11 protein-coding genes are annotated in these 14,481 nt (G+C 67.9%); 7 read left to right on the top strand and 4 right to left on the bottom strand.

The features are described 5' to 3' along the window. Positions 1 to 445: 445 nt before the first annotated feature. Positions 446 to 1,768: a DUF445 domain-containing protein gene (locus tag ASF16_RS07950; RefSeq protein ID WP_056165076.1), complete on the bottom strand. Its 1,323-nt coding sequence runs from the start codon at positions 1,766 to 1,768 to the stop codon at positions 446 to 448. A 54-nt stretch (positions 1,769 to 1,822) separates the two neighbouring features. Next, positions 1,823 to 2,962 carry an aminotransferase class V-fold PLP-dependent enzyme gene (locus tag ASF16_RS07945; RefSeq protein ID WP_056165074.1) on the bottom strand — a complete coding sequence of 380 codons (1,140 nt, stop codon included), beginning with the start codon at positions 2,960 to 2,962 and terminating at the stop codon, positions 1,823 to 1,825. An 89-nt stretch (positions 2,963 to 3,051) separates the two neighbouring features. Here ASF16_RS07945 and ASF16_RS07940 point away from each other — a divergent pair, with 89 nt between their 5' ends. Then, positions 3,052 to 3,861: an AraC family transcriptional regulator gene (locus ASF16_RS07940; RefSeq protein WP_056165072.1), complete on the top strand. Its 810-nt coding sequence runs from the start codon at positions 3,052 to 3,054 to the stop codon at positions 3,859 to 3,861. An 80-nt stretch (positions 3,862 to 3,941) separates the two neighbouring features. Next, on the top strand, positions 3,942 to 4,580 hold the full coding sequence (locus tag ASF16_RS07935; RefSeq protein WP_235507295.1) for a LysE family translocator: 639 nt from the start codon (positions 3,942 to 3,944) through the stop codon (positions 4,578 to 4,580). Positions 4,581 to 4,604: 24 nt separating this feature from the next. Here the strand turns inward: ASF16_RS07935 and ASF16_RS07930 are convergent, their stop codons facing one another. Next, on the bottom strand, positions 4,605 to 7,895 hold the full coding sequence (locus tag ASF16_RS07930) for a carboxyl transferase domain-containing protein (RefSeq protein ID WP_056165080.1): 3,291 nt from the start codon (positions 7,893 to 7,895) through the stop codon (positions 4,605 to 4,607). Between the two features lie 230 nt (positions 7,896 to 8,125). Here ASF16_RS07930 and ltaE point away from each other — a divergent pair, with 230 nt between their 5' ends. Beyond that, positions 8,126 to 9,193, top strand: coding sequence for a low-specificity L-threonine aldolase (ltaE, locus tag ASF16_RS07925; protein ID WP_056165069.1), 1,068 nt, complete (start codon positions 8,126 to 8,128; stop codon positions 9,191 to 9,193). A 176-nt stretch (positions 9,194 to 9,369) separates the two neighbouring features. Here ltaE and ASF16_RS07920 read toward each other — a convergent pair whose 3' ends face one another. Beyond that, positions 9,370 to 10,077, bottom strand: coding sequence for a YggS family pyridoxal phosphate-dependent enzyme (locus ASF16_RS07920; protein ID WP_056165067.1), 708 nt, complete (start codon positions 10,075 to 10,077; stop codon positions 9,370 to 9,372). Positions 10,078 to 10,114: 37 nt separating this feature from the next. On the opposite strand from ASF16_RS07920, the gene ASF16_RS07915 reads away from it, so the two are divergent. The 4 genes from ASF16_RS07915 (at position 10,115) to ASF16_RS07900 (ending at position 14,346) form a co-directional block, all read left to right on the top strand. Further along, positions 10,115 to 11,158 (top strand): type IV pilus twitching motility protein PilT, encoded by a 1,044-nt coding sequence (locus tag ASF16_RS07915; RefSeq protein WP_056165066.1) that lies wholly within the window; start codon positions 10,115 to 10,117, stop codon positions 11,156 to 11,158. A gap of 207 nt (positions 11,159 to 11,365) precedes the next feature. Further along, positions 11,366 to 12,001, top strand: coding sequence for a Crp/Fnr family transcriptional regulator (locus ASF16_RS07910; RefSeq protein WP_056165064.1), 636 nt, complete (start codon positions 11,366 to 11,368; stop codon positions 11,999 to 12,001). 76 nt (positions 12,002 to 12,077) lie between these two features. Then, positions 12,078 to 13,214: a PilT/PilU family type 4a pilus ATPase gene (locus ASF16_RS07905; protein ID WP_056165062.1), complete on the top strand. Its 1,137-nt coding sequence runs from the start codon at positions 12,078 to 12,080 to the stop codon at positions 13,212 to 13,214. Between the two features lie 217 nt (positions 13,215 to 13,431). After that, the gene (locus ASF16_RS07900) at positions 13,432 to 14,346 is read left to right on the top strand and encodes an NAD(P)-dependent oxidoreductase (protein WP_056165060.1); all 915 of its coding nucleotides are present in this window, start codon (positions 13,432 to 13,434) and stop codon (positions 14,344 to 14,346) included. The last annotated feature ends 135 nt before the right edge of the window (positions 14,347 to 14,481 follow it).

The raw sequence follows: 14,481 nt of genomic DNA, 5'->3' as shown, positions 1-14,481 counted from the left end.
CCCCAGGAGATATCACTGGGGGCCGGCCAGTCTTTGCCATCGTATTGCTCCTGTGGAATCGGCACGATGGGATCATAATTTATTTCTTCTACACCCTCTTGGCGACGCAAGAGAAAGTTACCGCGCCGCCGGGCGCGCACCCCGGCTCCCGCCCTCAACAAAGGCATGCGCCCCCATCAGCGAGCCCGCGAGCAGCGCCCAGGTTTCGACAAGCTCAACCCGAACGGCCTGGGGGTGTCGACGAGCACAGGCGTCGACACGCTCAACCCGAACGGCCAGTGATGCAACGCCCCGGTTTCGACAAGCTCAACCCGAACGGTTTTGGGGGTGTCGACAAGTACAAGCTTCGGCAGGCTCAGCGCGAACGGATGGATGATGAAGCGACCAGGCTTCGACAAGCTCAGCCCGAACGGTTGTGGGGGTGTTGCTGCTCTCCCTCGCCGAACTACCCGCCCACCACCGCCCGCCAAATCTCCCCCGCATGCGACACCGCAAACAAAACCAGCCCAATCAGCCCCCCCACCACAGTCCCGTTGATCCGGATGTACTGCAAGTCCTTGCCAATATTCAGCTCGATCAACTGCGTCATCTCCTCAGTGTCCCAACGCCGCACCGTGTCCTCAATATGCTGCGCCACAAACTGCGACACATCCGGCGCAAGCCCCTGCACCCACTGCTCCAACCGCGCATTGAGTGACTGCCGCAGCGCCGCATCCCCCGCCAGCGACTCCCCCAGCCACTGACCCAACGCCCGCACCTGCCGCGCCACGGCCGACTGCTCGTCCGCCAAGTCACGCCGCAGCGCCCCCCGCACGTCCTGCCACAGCGTCTGCACATAGGCCCCCACCGCACCATCGTTCTGCAGATACGCCCGAATCTCTTCGCCCTTGCGGGCCCACTCCGGGTCGGTGCGCAGACGCTCCACAAAACGCGCCACCGCCGTGTCGAACTGTGCGCGCAGCACATGCTGGGGGTTGGCAGCCACCTCGGCCATCAGGCTTTCGAGCGCGCGGGCCAGCAGCGACGACCCCTTGTCGCCCAGCCAGTCGCTGGGCAGCAGCTTCTCGGTACGCGGGTGCTCCTTCTTGAGCCAGGCCACGATGGTCTGCGCCACCCAGGTGCGCGTCTGCTCGTTCTGCAGCAACTCGGTGAGCTTGCCCAGCACATCGTCCAGCAGCGCCTGGTGGCGGCCGTTGTGCGTCAGCGTGTCGAGCACCGTGGCCAGTGCGCCCGACAGGTCGATCTGGCCGATGAGCGAGCGCGCAGCTTTCTGGATGAAGCGCTCCACCTGCGCGTCCTGCACGGTGTCGAGCGCAGCCGACAACAAGCGCGTGGCCTGCTGGCCCAGCAGCGCGGCGTTGCCCGGCGCCGTGAGCCACTGCGCCAGCCGCTCGGCAGGATCGTGCCGGCGGATCAGCGCGACCAGCGAGGGCACATCCAGAAATTTGTCGCGCACAAACGTGGCCAGGTTGCGGCCGATGCGCGCCTGGTTGCGCGCAATGACCGCGGTGTGCGGAATGGGCAAACCCAGCGGGCGCCGGAACAGCGCCACCACCGCAAACCAGTCCGCCAGCGCACCCACCATCGCGGCCTCGGCCATGGCCTTCACGCAACTGAGCCACAGGCCGCGCTCGACCACGCTGGTGGCGACGAACACCGCGGTGACCAGCAGCAGCAAGCCCAGCGCCTGCCGCTTAGCGCGCCGCAGGGCGCGCACCGGGTCTTCGATGGCGTCGGAGGGAGGAGGTGTTGTCGGACTGCTGTTCATGCCAACAAGGCGCGCGCGGGCACAACGACGCCCTGCGCCACGCCACAACGCAGGTCAGGGCGCGGCTGCAATCTGGTCCAGCGCCTTCGACAAGTGGCCCACGGTGCGGTCCACGTTGTGCCACTTCTCAAGGCCAAACAGGCCGACGCGGAAGGTCTTGAAGTCTGGCCCCTCGTCGCACTGCAGCGGCACGCCGGCAGCGGTCTGCAGGCCCACTTCCATGAACTTCTTGCCGTTCTGGATGCCGGGGTCGGTGGTGTAGCTCACGACCACGCCGGGCGCCTTGAAGCCATCGGCCGCCACGCTGGGGAAGCCGCGCGATTCGAGCAGCGCGCGCACCTTGGCGCCCAGCTCGATCTGCTCGTCGCGCACCTTGGCGAAGCCATAAGCGCGCGTCTCGGCCATCACTTCGGACAGGCGCACCAGGGCGTCGGTGGGCATGGTGGTGTGGTACGCGTGCTGGCCCTTTTCATAGCCTTCGGCGATCTGCATCCACTTCTTGAGGTCGCACGAAAAGCTGCTGCTCGTGGTGCCGTCGATGGCCTGGCGCGCGCGTTCACCCAGCATCACCATGGCGCAGCAGGGCGAGCCGCTCCAGCCCTTTTGCGGCGCGCTGATGAGCACGTCCACACCCGTGGCCTGCATGTCCACCCACATGGCGCCGGACGCCACGCAGTCCAGCACGAACAGTGCACCCACATCGTGGGCCGCAGCCGTCACGGTGCGGAGGTAGTCGTCGGACAGGATGATGCCGCTGGCCGTCTCCACATGGGGGGCGAACACCACCTTGGGTTTTTCGGCGCGGATGGTGGCTGCGACTTCTTCGGCCGGGCATGGCGCCCAGGGGGCCTGCGGGCCGCTGCCCTGCGGGCGTGCCTTGCACACCACCGAGCCGCCGCCCAGGCCCTGGTCGGCGTCGAAGATCTGCGTCCAGCGGTAGCTGAACCAGCCGTTGCGCACGATGAGCACTTTCTCGCGGTTGGCGAACTGGCGGGCCACGGCCTCCATGCCGAAGGTGCCGCTGCCGGGCACCAGCACGGCCGTGTGGGCGTGGTAGACCTCTTTCAGCGTGCCCAGAATGTCCTGCACCACGCCGGTGAAGCGCTTGGACATGTGGTTGAGCGCGCGGTCGGTGTAGACCACCGAAAACTCAAGCAAACCATCGGGATCGATATCGGGCAAAAGGCCGGGCATGGGGAGTCTCCACGTGTGAAACTGGGGGCATGAAACAAGGTGATCGGGCCAGCTTATCATGGCCCCGCGCCACCCGGAGCCCGTGCGCCATGCCGTCCAAACCCTTCCAGTTCCTGCCGACCGCCGTGCCCGGCATCGATGCGATGCGGGCCGATTCGCAGTTCGCGTTCGGCAGGCACATGCACCTGCAGTTCGGCCTGGGCGTGATCGACCGGGGCGCGCAGAAATCCTTCAGCGGCCGGGGCACGGTGGAGTCGCTTCCGGGCGACACCATCACGGTCAATCCCGGCGAGGTCCACGATGGCAAGCCGCTGGACGACGGCGGTCGCGCATGGCGCATGCTGTACCTGGAACCGGCCTTGGTGGCGGACCTGGCGGCCGAGGTGCGCCCGGGCCTGCCCGGCGCCAGCTTCGAGTTCCATGCGCCCAACCTGCGCGACGCACGGCTCGCGGCGCAGGTCCACGCGCTGTTCACCGCGGCCACTGCGCACCCGGCCCACGCGGCCGCACCGCTGCGGGTGGAGGAATGCCTGTTGCAGATCCTGGCGTGCCTGCTGCGCTTGCCGGGCCCCGGCCGGCATGCCGCTGCGCGCATTGCAACCGCCCGCGCCATGATGGACGACGACCCCACGACCGCCTGGAGCCTGGCGCAGCTGGCCCACGAAGCCGGCTTGAGCCGATACCAGCTGGTGCGCCAGTTCGCGCAGGCGACGGGCCTGACCCCGCATGCCTACCTGGTGCAGCGCAGGCTGCACCACGCGCGGCGACTGATGGCGGCGCGGATGCCGCTGGCCGAAGTCGCCGCCGCCAGCGGCTTTGCCGACCAGAGCCACCTGACACGCCTGTTCGCGCGCAGCTTCGGCGCCACACCGCACGCCTATTTGCGCGCCCACGGCTGATGGCGGGGCGAGAGCCCGCCTGCAATTTTGTTCAAGACGGCAGGCCGGTGGTGGGTCGATGCTGCGGCCATCTCCACCTCATGCCGCTACGACGCGGCTCCAGCGCCATGGGCATCGAATTCCTCATCACCTCACTCATCGTCGTCGTCTCGCCGGGGCCGGGCGCACTGTTGACCGTGGCAGCCGGGCTCTCGGGCGGCGCACGGGCGGCCGCTGTCACGGCCCTGGGCTGCACGCTGGGCATCGTGCCGCACCTGTTGGCGGCCGTCACCGGGCTGGCCGCGCTGCTCCATGCCAGCGCCACCGCCTTCGACGTTCTGCGCTACGTGGGCGTGGCATACCTGCTGTACATGGGCTGGGCCACCTGGCGCTCGCCCGCTGCACTGCAGGTGCGCACCGACGCGCCCGCACGCTCCACCGGCGCACGCATCGCAGAGGCCATGCTGGTCAACCTCCTCAATCCCAAGCTGTCGCTGTTCTTCCTCACGTTCCTGCCGCAGTTCATCGCGCCGGGCGAAGCGCAGCCCGCGGCACGCATGGCGCAGTTGTCGCTGGTGTTCATGGCGATGACGTTCGTGGTGTTCCTGGCCTACGGCGTCTTTGCGGCACGGTTTCGCAAACAGGTCCTGGAGCGCCCTAGCGTGCTGGTGTGGCTGCGGCGCGGCTTTGCCGCGGCCTTCGTGGGACTGGGAGGGAAGCTGGCGCTGATGCAGCGCTAGACCAACGCCAACGCCAACGCCGGCTCACCAGGTATCGACGAACCGGTGCCCCAGCGGCCCCACCTGCGCCGACGCCAGCCCGCGCGCCAGCCACGCCCGGGTGTCGGCCGGGTCGATCACCGCATCGATCTCCAGCGTGGCCGCCATGTGCAGCGCCTCGCCGTTGGCGTACGACTTGGCCAGCAGCTTGGCGAACAGCGCGTCGCGCTCGGCGCCTTCGGGCAGGGCCTCCAGCTCCTTGCGAAAGCCCAGGCGCACCGCGCCTTCGAGGCCCATGGCGCCGAACTCGCCCGTGGGCCAGGCCACCGTGAACACGGGCGCATGAAAGCCCCCCGCCGTCATCCCCATGGCGCCCAGGCCGTAGCCCTTGCGCAGCACCACGCTGAAGGTGGGCACGCGCAGGCTGGCGGCGGTGACGAACAGGCGGCTCACGTGGCGCACCTGGGCCGTGGCTTCGACCTCGGGGCCGACCATGAAGCCGGGCGTGTCGACCAGGCTGACGATGGGCAGGCCATGCGCATTGCACAGCTGCATGAAGCGCGCGCCCTTGTCGGCCGCGTCGGCATCAATGGCGCCGCCCAGGTGCAGCGGGTTGTTGGCCAGGATGCCCACGGGGCGGCCTTCGATGCGCGCCAGCGCGGTGTGGATGCCGGCGCCAAAGCCGGTGCGCAGCGGCAGCAGGCTGCCCTCGTCCACCAGGCCCGCCATCGCCGTGCGGGTGTCGTACACGCGAAGGCGGTTCTCGGGCACCACGGCGCGCAGCAGGCGCTGGTCGGGTGCGGACCATTGCGGCGTGCGGCCCTGGAAGAACGACAGGTAGTGGCGCGCAGCCTGCACCGCCCCGGCTTCGTCCTCCACCAGGACGTCGATCACGCCATTGGCATGCTGCACGCGGCTCGGGCCGATCTGCTCGGGCTTGAAGACGCCCAGGCCGCCGCCTTCGATCATGGCCGGGCCGCCCATGCCGATGTTGCTGCCGCGCGTGGCGATGATCACGTCGCTGCAGCCCAGCAGCGCCGCATTGCCCGCAAAACAGCGCCCCGCCGCGATGCCGATCACCGGCACCTGGCCCGACAGTGCGGCGTAGCTGGCGAACGTGTGCACGTGCAGGCCTGCCACGATGGGCATGTCGGTATCGCCCGGGCGGCCACCGCCGCCTTCGGCCCACAGCACCACCGGGAGCTTCTGCGCGAGGGCGATGCCCAGCATGCGGTCGGTCTTGGCGTGGTTGCGCGCACCCTGGGTGCCGGCCAGCACGGTGGCGTCGTACGACATGACGACGGCGCGGGATTTCTCGGGCCCGAAGAGTGCGCCGTTGATGCCGCCGATGCCGGTGACCATGCCGTCGGCCGGCGTGTTGGCGATCAGATCCTCAAGGCTGCGGCGGCGCGTCTGCGCGGCGATGGCCAGCGCCCCGTATTCGATGAAGCTGCCGTCGTCGCACAGGTCGGCGATGTTCTCGCGCGCGGAGCGGCCGCCTTGGGCGTGGCGCTTGTCCATCGCCTCGGGGCGCGCGGCGTCGAGCGTGAAGGCATGGCGGTCGATCACGCGCTGCAGGTCGGCGCGGATGTGGTCGGGGTCGAGCGCGGCGCTGCCCGGCGCTTGCACAGCCGCCGCATCTGCGACGGCCTCCAGCACCAGCAGCGGCTGCCCCTGCGCCAGGTAGCCGCCCGCCACGGCCAGCAGCGCACCCACGCGGCCTGCATGCGGGGCCAGCAGCACGTGCTCCATCTTCATGGCCTCGAGCACGGCCAGCTCGGCACCTGCGGCGACCACGTCGCCCTGGGCCACGCTGAGCTGCACCAAGCGTGCAGGCATGGGAGCCAGCACCGCGCCTGGCGGTGCGAGCGTGGGGGCGAGAGCGGACGCAGTGTTTTGAGTGTCTTTCAGGCCGCTACCGCTTGTTGGACGAGCGCTAACAGCTATGTTTTTAGTAGCATCCAGCAATGCAGGCAGCACCGATTCGAGCCAGCGCGTGTGCACCTGCTGGCTCTCCATCTCGGGCCGCGCGGCCAGGGCCTGCAGCAGCGCCAGGTTGGTGGCCACGCCCTCGATGCGGCACTCGGCCAGCGCGCGCTGCGAGCGGCGCAGCGCATCGGCAAAGTGCGGGCTGCGCGTGTGCACGATGAGCTTGGCCAGCAGCGTGTCGTAGTGCGGTGACGGCGCGGCGCCCGCTGCGCCGTGGGTGTCCACGCGCACGCCGGGGCCCGTGGGCAGGTCGAAGCGCTTCAACGTGCCGCTGCCGGGCGTGGCGCCGCCCTGGGCATCCAGCGTCTCGGCGTTGATGCGCCACTGCACCGCAAAACCCTGGACGGGCGGCGGCGCGGCGGGGTTCAGGCCAATGTCCTTCAGCGTTCGGCCCGCGGCCAGCGCGATCTGGGCCTGCACCAGGTCCACGCCGGTGACTTCTTCGGTGATGGTGTGCTCCACCTGCAGGCGCGGGTTGCATTCGATGAACACGAAAGGCAGTTCGCTGGACGCCAGGTCCACCAGGAACTCGAAGGTGCCCAGGCCTTCGTAGGCCACGGCCCGCGCCATCGACAAGGCAGCGGTGGTGATGCGCTCACGCAGCGCTGCGGGCAGAGAAGGGCTGGGCGCGATCTCCACCACCTTCTGAAAGCGCCGCTGCAGCGTGCACTCGCGCTCGCCCAGCGCGATCACCTCGCGCCCGTCGCCCAGCACCTGCACCTCGATATGGCGGGCGTTGCCCATCAGCCGCTCCACGTACACGCCGTCCACCCCGAAGGCGGCCTGTGCCTCGCTGCGGCAGCGCGCGTAGGCGGCGGGCAGGTCGTCGGCCGACACTACCGCGCGCATGCCGCGCCCGCCGCCGCCGCCGATGGCCTTGATGACGATGCCTGCGCAGGCGTGCTGCGAGAAGAAGGCTTGCGCCTCGCCCAGCGCCACCGCCGCCTGCGTGCCGGGCATGAGCGGCACGCCCTGCTGCTGCGCCAGCGCACGGGCCTGCGCCTTGTCGCCGAACAGCGCCAGCTGCGCGGGCGTGGGGCCGATGAAGCGCAGCCCGGCGTCGGCGCACGCGCGGGCGAAGTCGGCGCGCTCGCTCAAGAAGCCGTAGCCGGGGTGCACGGCATCGCAGCCCTGCGCCTTGGCAATGGCGATCAGGCGCGCACCGTCCAGATACGCCGCGGGGCCGGTGGCGCCCAGCGCGACTGCAGCGCTGGCCGCGTGCACATGGGGGCTGGCGGCGTCGTCGTCGGCAAACACGGCCACGCTGGGCAGCCCCAAGTCATGCAGGGCGCGCACGGTGCGCAGTGCGATCTCGCCGCGGTTGGCAACCAGGACTTTGGCGAACAGGGGGCGGTCGGTCATGCAGAGGTACCCAGAGGAGGGGTGAAGTTGCCGTGCATTCTGGCGGGCAGCGGCGGGCGCAGGTGGCATGCAAGCGACAGCCCCGGCACCACCACGGCATCACCACGACACTGCCACAACGACCCCGCACACCGCCCCAAAAACCCCTGAAAACCAACCCACCAGCAGGCGCCGCTACGATGCGCCTTTTGCATTTGTTTGCCCACAGGACGCCCATGCCCGACTTTCGCAGCGACACCGTCACCCAGCCCACGCCCGCCATGCGCGAGGCTATGTTCAAAGCCCCGCTGGGCGACGATGTGTTTGCCGACGACCCTTCGGTGAACGCATTGCAGGAGCATGCGGCGCAGTTGCTGGGCTTCGAGGCCGCACTGTTCGCGCCTTCGGGCACGCAGACCAACCTGATCGCGCTGTGGGGCCACTGCCAGCGCGGCGATGAGGCCATCGTGGGCCAGAGCTGGCACACCTACCGCTGGGAGGCCGGCGGCATGGCGGTGCTCGGCTCCATCCAGCCGCAGCCGGTGGAGACGCAGCCTGATGGCACCTTGCGCATTGCCGACATCGCCGCCGCCATCAAGCCGGACGATCCGCACTTCGCGCGCACCCGCCTCGTGGTGCTGGAGAACACGACCGGCGGCCAGGTGCTGCCGCCCGCCTACATTGCCGAGGTGGCCAAGCTGGCGCGCAGCCGGGGCCTCGCCATGCACCTGGACGGCGCGCGCCTGTTCAACGCCGCCACGGCCAATGCAGCGCGCCACGGCACCGATGTGTACGACGAGGCGCGTTCGCTGTGCAGCCATTTCGATTCGGCATCGCTGTGCCTGAGCAAGGGCCTGGGCGCCCCCGTGGGTTCGCTGGTGCTGGGCTCGCGCGACTTCATCCGCCAGGCGCGCCGCACCCGCAAGATCCTGGGCGGCGGCATGCGCCAGGCCGGCGTGCTGGCCGCCGCGGGCCACTACGCGCTGGAGCACCACGTGCGCCGCCTGGCCGACGACCACGCGAACCTGGCGCGGCTGGCGCAGGGGCTGAACGATCTCAACCAGAGCCATCCGGTGCTGCAGGGCAAGATCACCGTCCACCCCTGGCAGACCAACATTCTTTTCACCGACTTGCATGCAGATGTCGCCCCGGCCTTCACGGCCTGGCTGGCAGAGCACGGCGTGCGGGTGACGAGCAGCCTGTACGGCGTCGCCACGCGCCTGCGCTGGGTGGCGCACTTGGACGTGAACGAGGCGGATGTGACCGCGGCGCTGGACTGCGTGGGGCGGTTCGCCGGCAGGTAAGGCAGGAGCGCCCCCCCCTACGTGCGCCTTTTCCCCCGCTGTTCAATACCGACATGCTTCAAGCCAGTGACCGCCGCGCAAGGGCCGCCCCGCCGCGCTGGCGGTGTCCCTCTTCCCGAATTGCGCAGCAATTCGAGAGAAGGGGGAAGGCGCGCAGCGCCACAGGGGGTTGCCCTCTAGTTTCTTCCGCCGAAGATGCCGGTGCCCACGCGCACCATCGTGCTGCCGGCGTGGATGGCGGCTTCCAGGTCGGCCGTCATGCCCAGGGACAGGGTGTCGAAGTGTTCGAGTCTGGGTTCCTGCAGCGCCGCTATCTGGTCAAAAAGCGCCTTGGCGCCCGCATGAAGGGCGCGCTGCGCTTCGAATTCAGGAGCATGGTCCGGGATGCTCATGATCCCGCGCACCACCAGCCGTGGCAGTTTCGCTACAGCACGCACCAATTCCAGCGTGTCAGCGGGCGCCACGCCGGACTTGGTGGCCCCGCCGTCGATGTTGACCTGCACGCATATTTGTAACGGTGCCAGGTGCTCCGGCCGCTGGGCCGACAGGCGCTCGGCGATCTTGATGCGGTCCACCGTGTGAACCCAGTCGAAGTGCTCGGCCACCAGGCGCGTCTTGTTGCTCTGGATGGGCCCGATGCAGTGCCACTGCAGCGCCACGGCGGGCTCCGCAGCGCGCAGGGCGATGATCTTGTCCACGCCTTCCTGGATGTAGTTCTCGCCGAAGTCGCGCTGCCCGGCGGCCACAGCCTCGGCCACGGCATCGGCGCCAAAGGTCTTGGAAACCGCCAGCAAGGACACGCCGGCCGGGTCGCGCGCGGCGGCTGTGCACGCCTGCGCCATCCTGCCCAGAACCTGTTGGAGGTTGTTAGCAATCGTGGTCATAATGTTTGACAGCGTATCAAACGATTAGAGGGATTCCGTGGACATTACCCAACTGCTCGCTTTCAGCGTCAAGAACAAGGCCTCCGACCTGCACCTTTCAGCAGGCCTGCCGCCCATGATCCGGGTCCACGGCGATGTCCGCCGCATCAATGTCGATGCGCTCGACCACAAGACGGTGCATGCCATGGTGTACGACATCATGAGCGACTCGCAGCGCAAGACGTATGAAGAATTCCTCGAGGTCGACTTCTCATTCGAGATCGAAGGCCTGGCCCGCTTTCGTGTCAACGCCTTCAACCAGAACCGCGGCGCGGCTGCGGTGTTCCGGACCATTCCTTCCAAGATCCTGACCCTTGAGCAGCTCAACGCGCCCAAGATCTTCGGCGACCTGGCCTTGAAGCCGCGCGGCCTGGTGCTGGTGACCGGCCCCACGGGCTCGGGCAAGTCGACCACGCTGGCCGCCATGGTCAACTACCTGAACGAAACCGAGTACGGCCACATCCTGACGGTGGAGGACCCGATCGAGTTTGTGCACGAATCCAAGAAGTGCCTGATCAACCAGCGTGAAGTCGGCCCGATGACGCTGTCGTTCGCCGCCGCGCTGAAGTCCGCGCTGCGCGAAGACCCGGACGCCATCCTGGTGGGCGAAATGCGCGACCTGGAAACCATCCGCCTGGCCATGACGGCCGCGGAAACGGGCCACCTGGTGTTCGGCACGCTGCATACCTCGAGCGCCGCCAAGACCATTGACCGGATCATCGACGTGTTCCCGGCCGAAGAAAAGGAAATGGTCCGCGCGATGCTCTCCGAGTCGCTGCAGGCCGTGATCTCGCAGACGCTGTGCAAGACCAAGGACGGCTCGGGCCGCGTGGCGGCGCACGAGATCATGCTGGGCACCAGCGCCATCCGCAACCTGATCCGCGAAGCCAAGGTGGCGCAGATGTACTCCACCATCCAGACCAGCAACAGCGTGGGCATGCAGACGCTGGACCAGAACCTGACCGACCTGGTCCGCCGCAACATCATCAGCCCGGCCGAAGCCCGCGCCAAGGCCAAGATCCCGGATAACTTCCCAGGCTGAAATGCGACACCCCCTGAGTCGCTTCGCGCCTTCCCCCTCTCTCGCATTGCTGCGCAATGCGGGATGGGGACGCCCCCAGTGCGGCGGGGCGGCCCTTGCACGGGGGCGCTGGCTTGGGCCGCGCCGACTCCGAACGCTCTGCGATCCAGACTTCACCACATTGACAGACGACACGGCGGCGCACAGCGTCGCACTACGGAGCTCACTATGAAAGGCATTCTTGGCCTTCTGAAAATGAAAACCCGCAATGGCAAGCCCGCGGACGACCACACGGATTCCGTGCTGTTCTCCACCGCGTTTGCCGGCCAGGGCGTGGACGACTCGATGCTGGTGCCCTGGGAGGCCCGCGCTGTGGAAGTGGGCGCCAAGCGCCTGCCCACCAGCCGCGGCGGCAAGCTGCTGCAGGGGCTGTGGGCCAAGGACAAGTACATGGCGCACCTGGACAAAGACGCCGTGGAGCGCATGGAGCGCTTCTTCGAGTTCGCCGCCATCCCGTCCAACCGCGACGTGATCCGCCAGGACGAATACGGCAACTTCATGGTGGTGCTGCTCACCGGCACCATCGCGGTCGACCGCGTGCAGCCCTGGGGCGAACAACTGCGCCTGGCCGAGACGCGGCCCGGCGACATCCTGGGTGAAATGTCGCTCTTGGACAGCGGTATCCGCTTTTCGGCCTGCACCACGCTGACCGACTGCGAGATCGCAGTGCTGTCGGCCGAAGCCATGGACGACATGATGACCAAGGACCCGCAACTGGCCGCCAGCCTGATCGCCCTGCTGGCCCGCAAGCTGTCGCTGCGCCTGCGCGTGGTCAGTGCCCGCCTGAGCGACAACCAGAAGTGATACCAATGATGCGCCGACGATTCAACATCATCAACCGTAGCCGCCGTGCCGGCGGACACGCCAGGGAGAACATCTGATGGAACGCGATCAGGCCAGTAAATTCATCAATGACCTGCTCAAGTTGATGGTCAGCCGCAACGGCAGCGACTTGTTCATCACAGCAGAATTCCCACCGGCCATGAAGGTGGACGGCAAGGTGACCAAGGTCTCGCCGCAGCCCCTGACGCCCGCTCACACGATGACGCTGGCCCGCTCGGTCATGAGCGACAAGCAGGTGGCGGATTTCGAGCGCACCAAGGAATGCAACTTCGCCATCTCGCCCGCGGGCGTGGGCCGGTTCCGGGTGAATGCCTTTGTCCAGCAGGGCAAGGTCGGCATGGTGATGCGGACGATTCCGCTCACGCTGCCCACCATCGACGGACTGGGCGTGCCGCAGGTGCTCAAGGACGTGACGATGACCAAGCGCGGCCTGTGCATCCTGGTGGGTGCCACGGGCTCGGGCAAGTCGACCACGCTGGCCGCCATGGTGGACTGGCGCAACGAAAACTCGTTCGGCCACATCATCACGGTGGAAGACCCGGTGGAATTCGTGCACCCGCACAAGAACTGCGTGGTCACGCAACGCGAAGTGGGCCTGGATACCGACAGTTGGGAAGCGGCCCTGAAGAACACGCTGCGCCAGGCGCCCGACGTGATTTTGATGGGCGAAATCCGCGACCGCGAAACCATGGAGCACGCCGTGGCGTTTGCCGAAACCGGCCACTTGTGCCTGGCCACGCTGCACGCCAACAGTGCCAACCAGGCGCTGGACCGGATCATCAACTTCTTCCCCGAAGAGCGCCGCCCGCAGCTGCTGATGGACCTGTCGCTCAACCTGCGCGCCATGGTGTCGCAGCGCCTGATCCCCAAGCAGGACGGCAAGGGCCGCGCCGCCGCCGTGGAGATCATGCTGAACACGCCGCTGATCTCGGATCTGATCTTCAAGGGCGATGTCCACGAGATCAAGGAGATCATGAAGAAGAGCCGCAACCTGGGCATGCAGACCTTCGACCAGGCGCTGTTCGACCTGTACGAGGCCAACATGATCACCTACGAGGACGCGCTGCGCAACGCCGATTCGCTGAACGACCTGCGCCTGCAGATCAAGCTCAACAGCCAGCGTGCCAAGTCGCCGGACTTGGCGCAGGGCACCGAGCATTTCGCTATTGTTTGAAGCGCCCTGAGTCGCCTGCGGCGCCTCGGTGGCACGCGCCAGAGGCGCGGCCTCTTCGGCCTGTCCAAGCCTGCGCAGGCAGGCTTGTAGCCGCAGGCCTCAGCCCCTCAGGGGGACGCCACCGGTGGCCGGGCAGAGCCCGCTCCACGGTGGCACTGGCAAGTGCACGCCCATCGCGGGCTTTTCGTTTTTTTGATCCACCCATTTCTGTATTCACATGCCAAGTACCAACCCCCGCAACTACGACGCTACTCCTTCCCGCAAGGTCGCCTTCCTGGGCCTGGGGGTCATGGGCTATCCGATGGCCGGCCACCTCGCGCTGGCGGGGCATGAGGTCACGGTGTACAACCGCACCGCTACCAAATCGATAGCTTGGTGCGCAGAGTACGCGAGCTCTACGGCCCCACAACATGCACCCACGCCGCGCGAGGCGGCGGCCGGGGCCGACATCGTGTTTTGCTGCGTGGGCAATGACGATGACCTGCGCTCGGTCACGCTGGGTGCCGACGGTGCGTTTGCGGGCATGAAGCCGGGTGCGGTCTTTGTGGACCACACCACCGCGTCCGCCGAAGTGGCGCGCGAGCTGTATGCCGCCGCCAAAGCCCAGGGCCTGCAGTTTGTCGATGCGCCCGTGTCGGGCGGCCAGGCCGGTGCGCAGAACGGGCAGCTCACGGTGATGTGCGGCGGCGATGCCGATGCGTTCAACACCGCGCAGCCCGTGGCCGCGGCGTTTGCACGCGCCTTCACGCTGCTGGGCGACAGCGGCGCGGGCCAGCTGGCGAAGATGGTCAACCAGATCTGCATTGCCGGGCTGGTGCAGGGCCTGTCCGAGGCCGTGGCATTCGGACAGAACGCGGGCCTGGACATGAAGCAGGTGCTGGACGTGATCGGCAAGGGTGCAGCGCAAAGCTGGCAAATGGACAACCGCGGCAAGACCATGGTGGACGACAAGTTCGACTTCGGCTTTGCGGTGGACTGGATGCGCAAGGACCTGGGCCTGGTGCTGGACGAGGCCAAGCGCAACGGCTCGCGCGTGCCGGTGACGGCGCTGGTGGACCAGTTCTATGCCGACGTGCAGAAGATGGGCGGCAACCGCTGGGATACGTCGAGCCTGGTCAAGCGGCTGAAGTGAAGCCCCCCTGAGTCGCCTGCGGCGCCTCGGTGGCACGCGCCAGAGGCGCGGCCTCTTCGGCCTGTCCAAGCCTGCGCAGGCAGGCTTGGAGCCGCGGGCCTCAGCCCCCGAGGGGGGACGCACCCGGTGGCCCGG

It is taken from the genome of Acidovorax sp. Leaf78 (assembly GCF_001422735.1).
GTDB lineage: Bacteria > Pseudomonadota > Gammaproteobacteria > Burkholderiales > Burkholderiaceae_C > Acidovorax.
The sequence above is the reverse complement of the archived record's forward strand: the minus strand, read 5'-3'. Positions and strand labels throughout refer to the sequence as shown.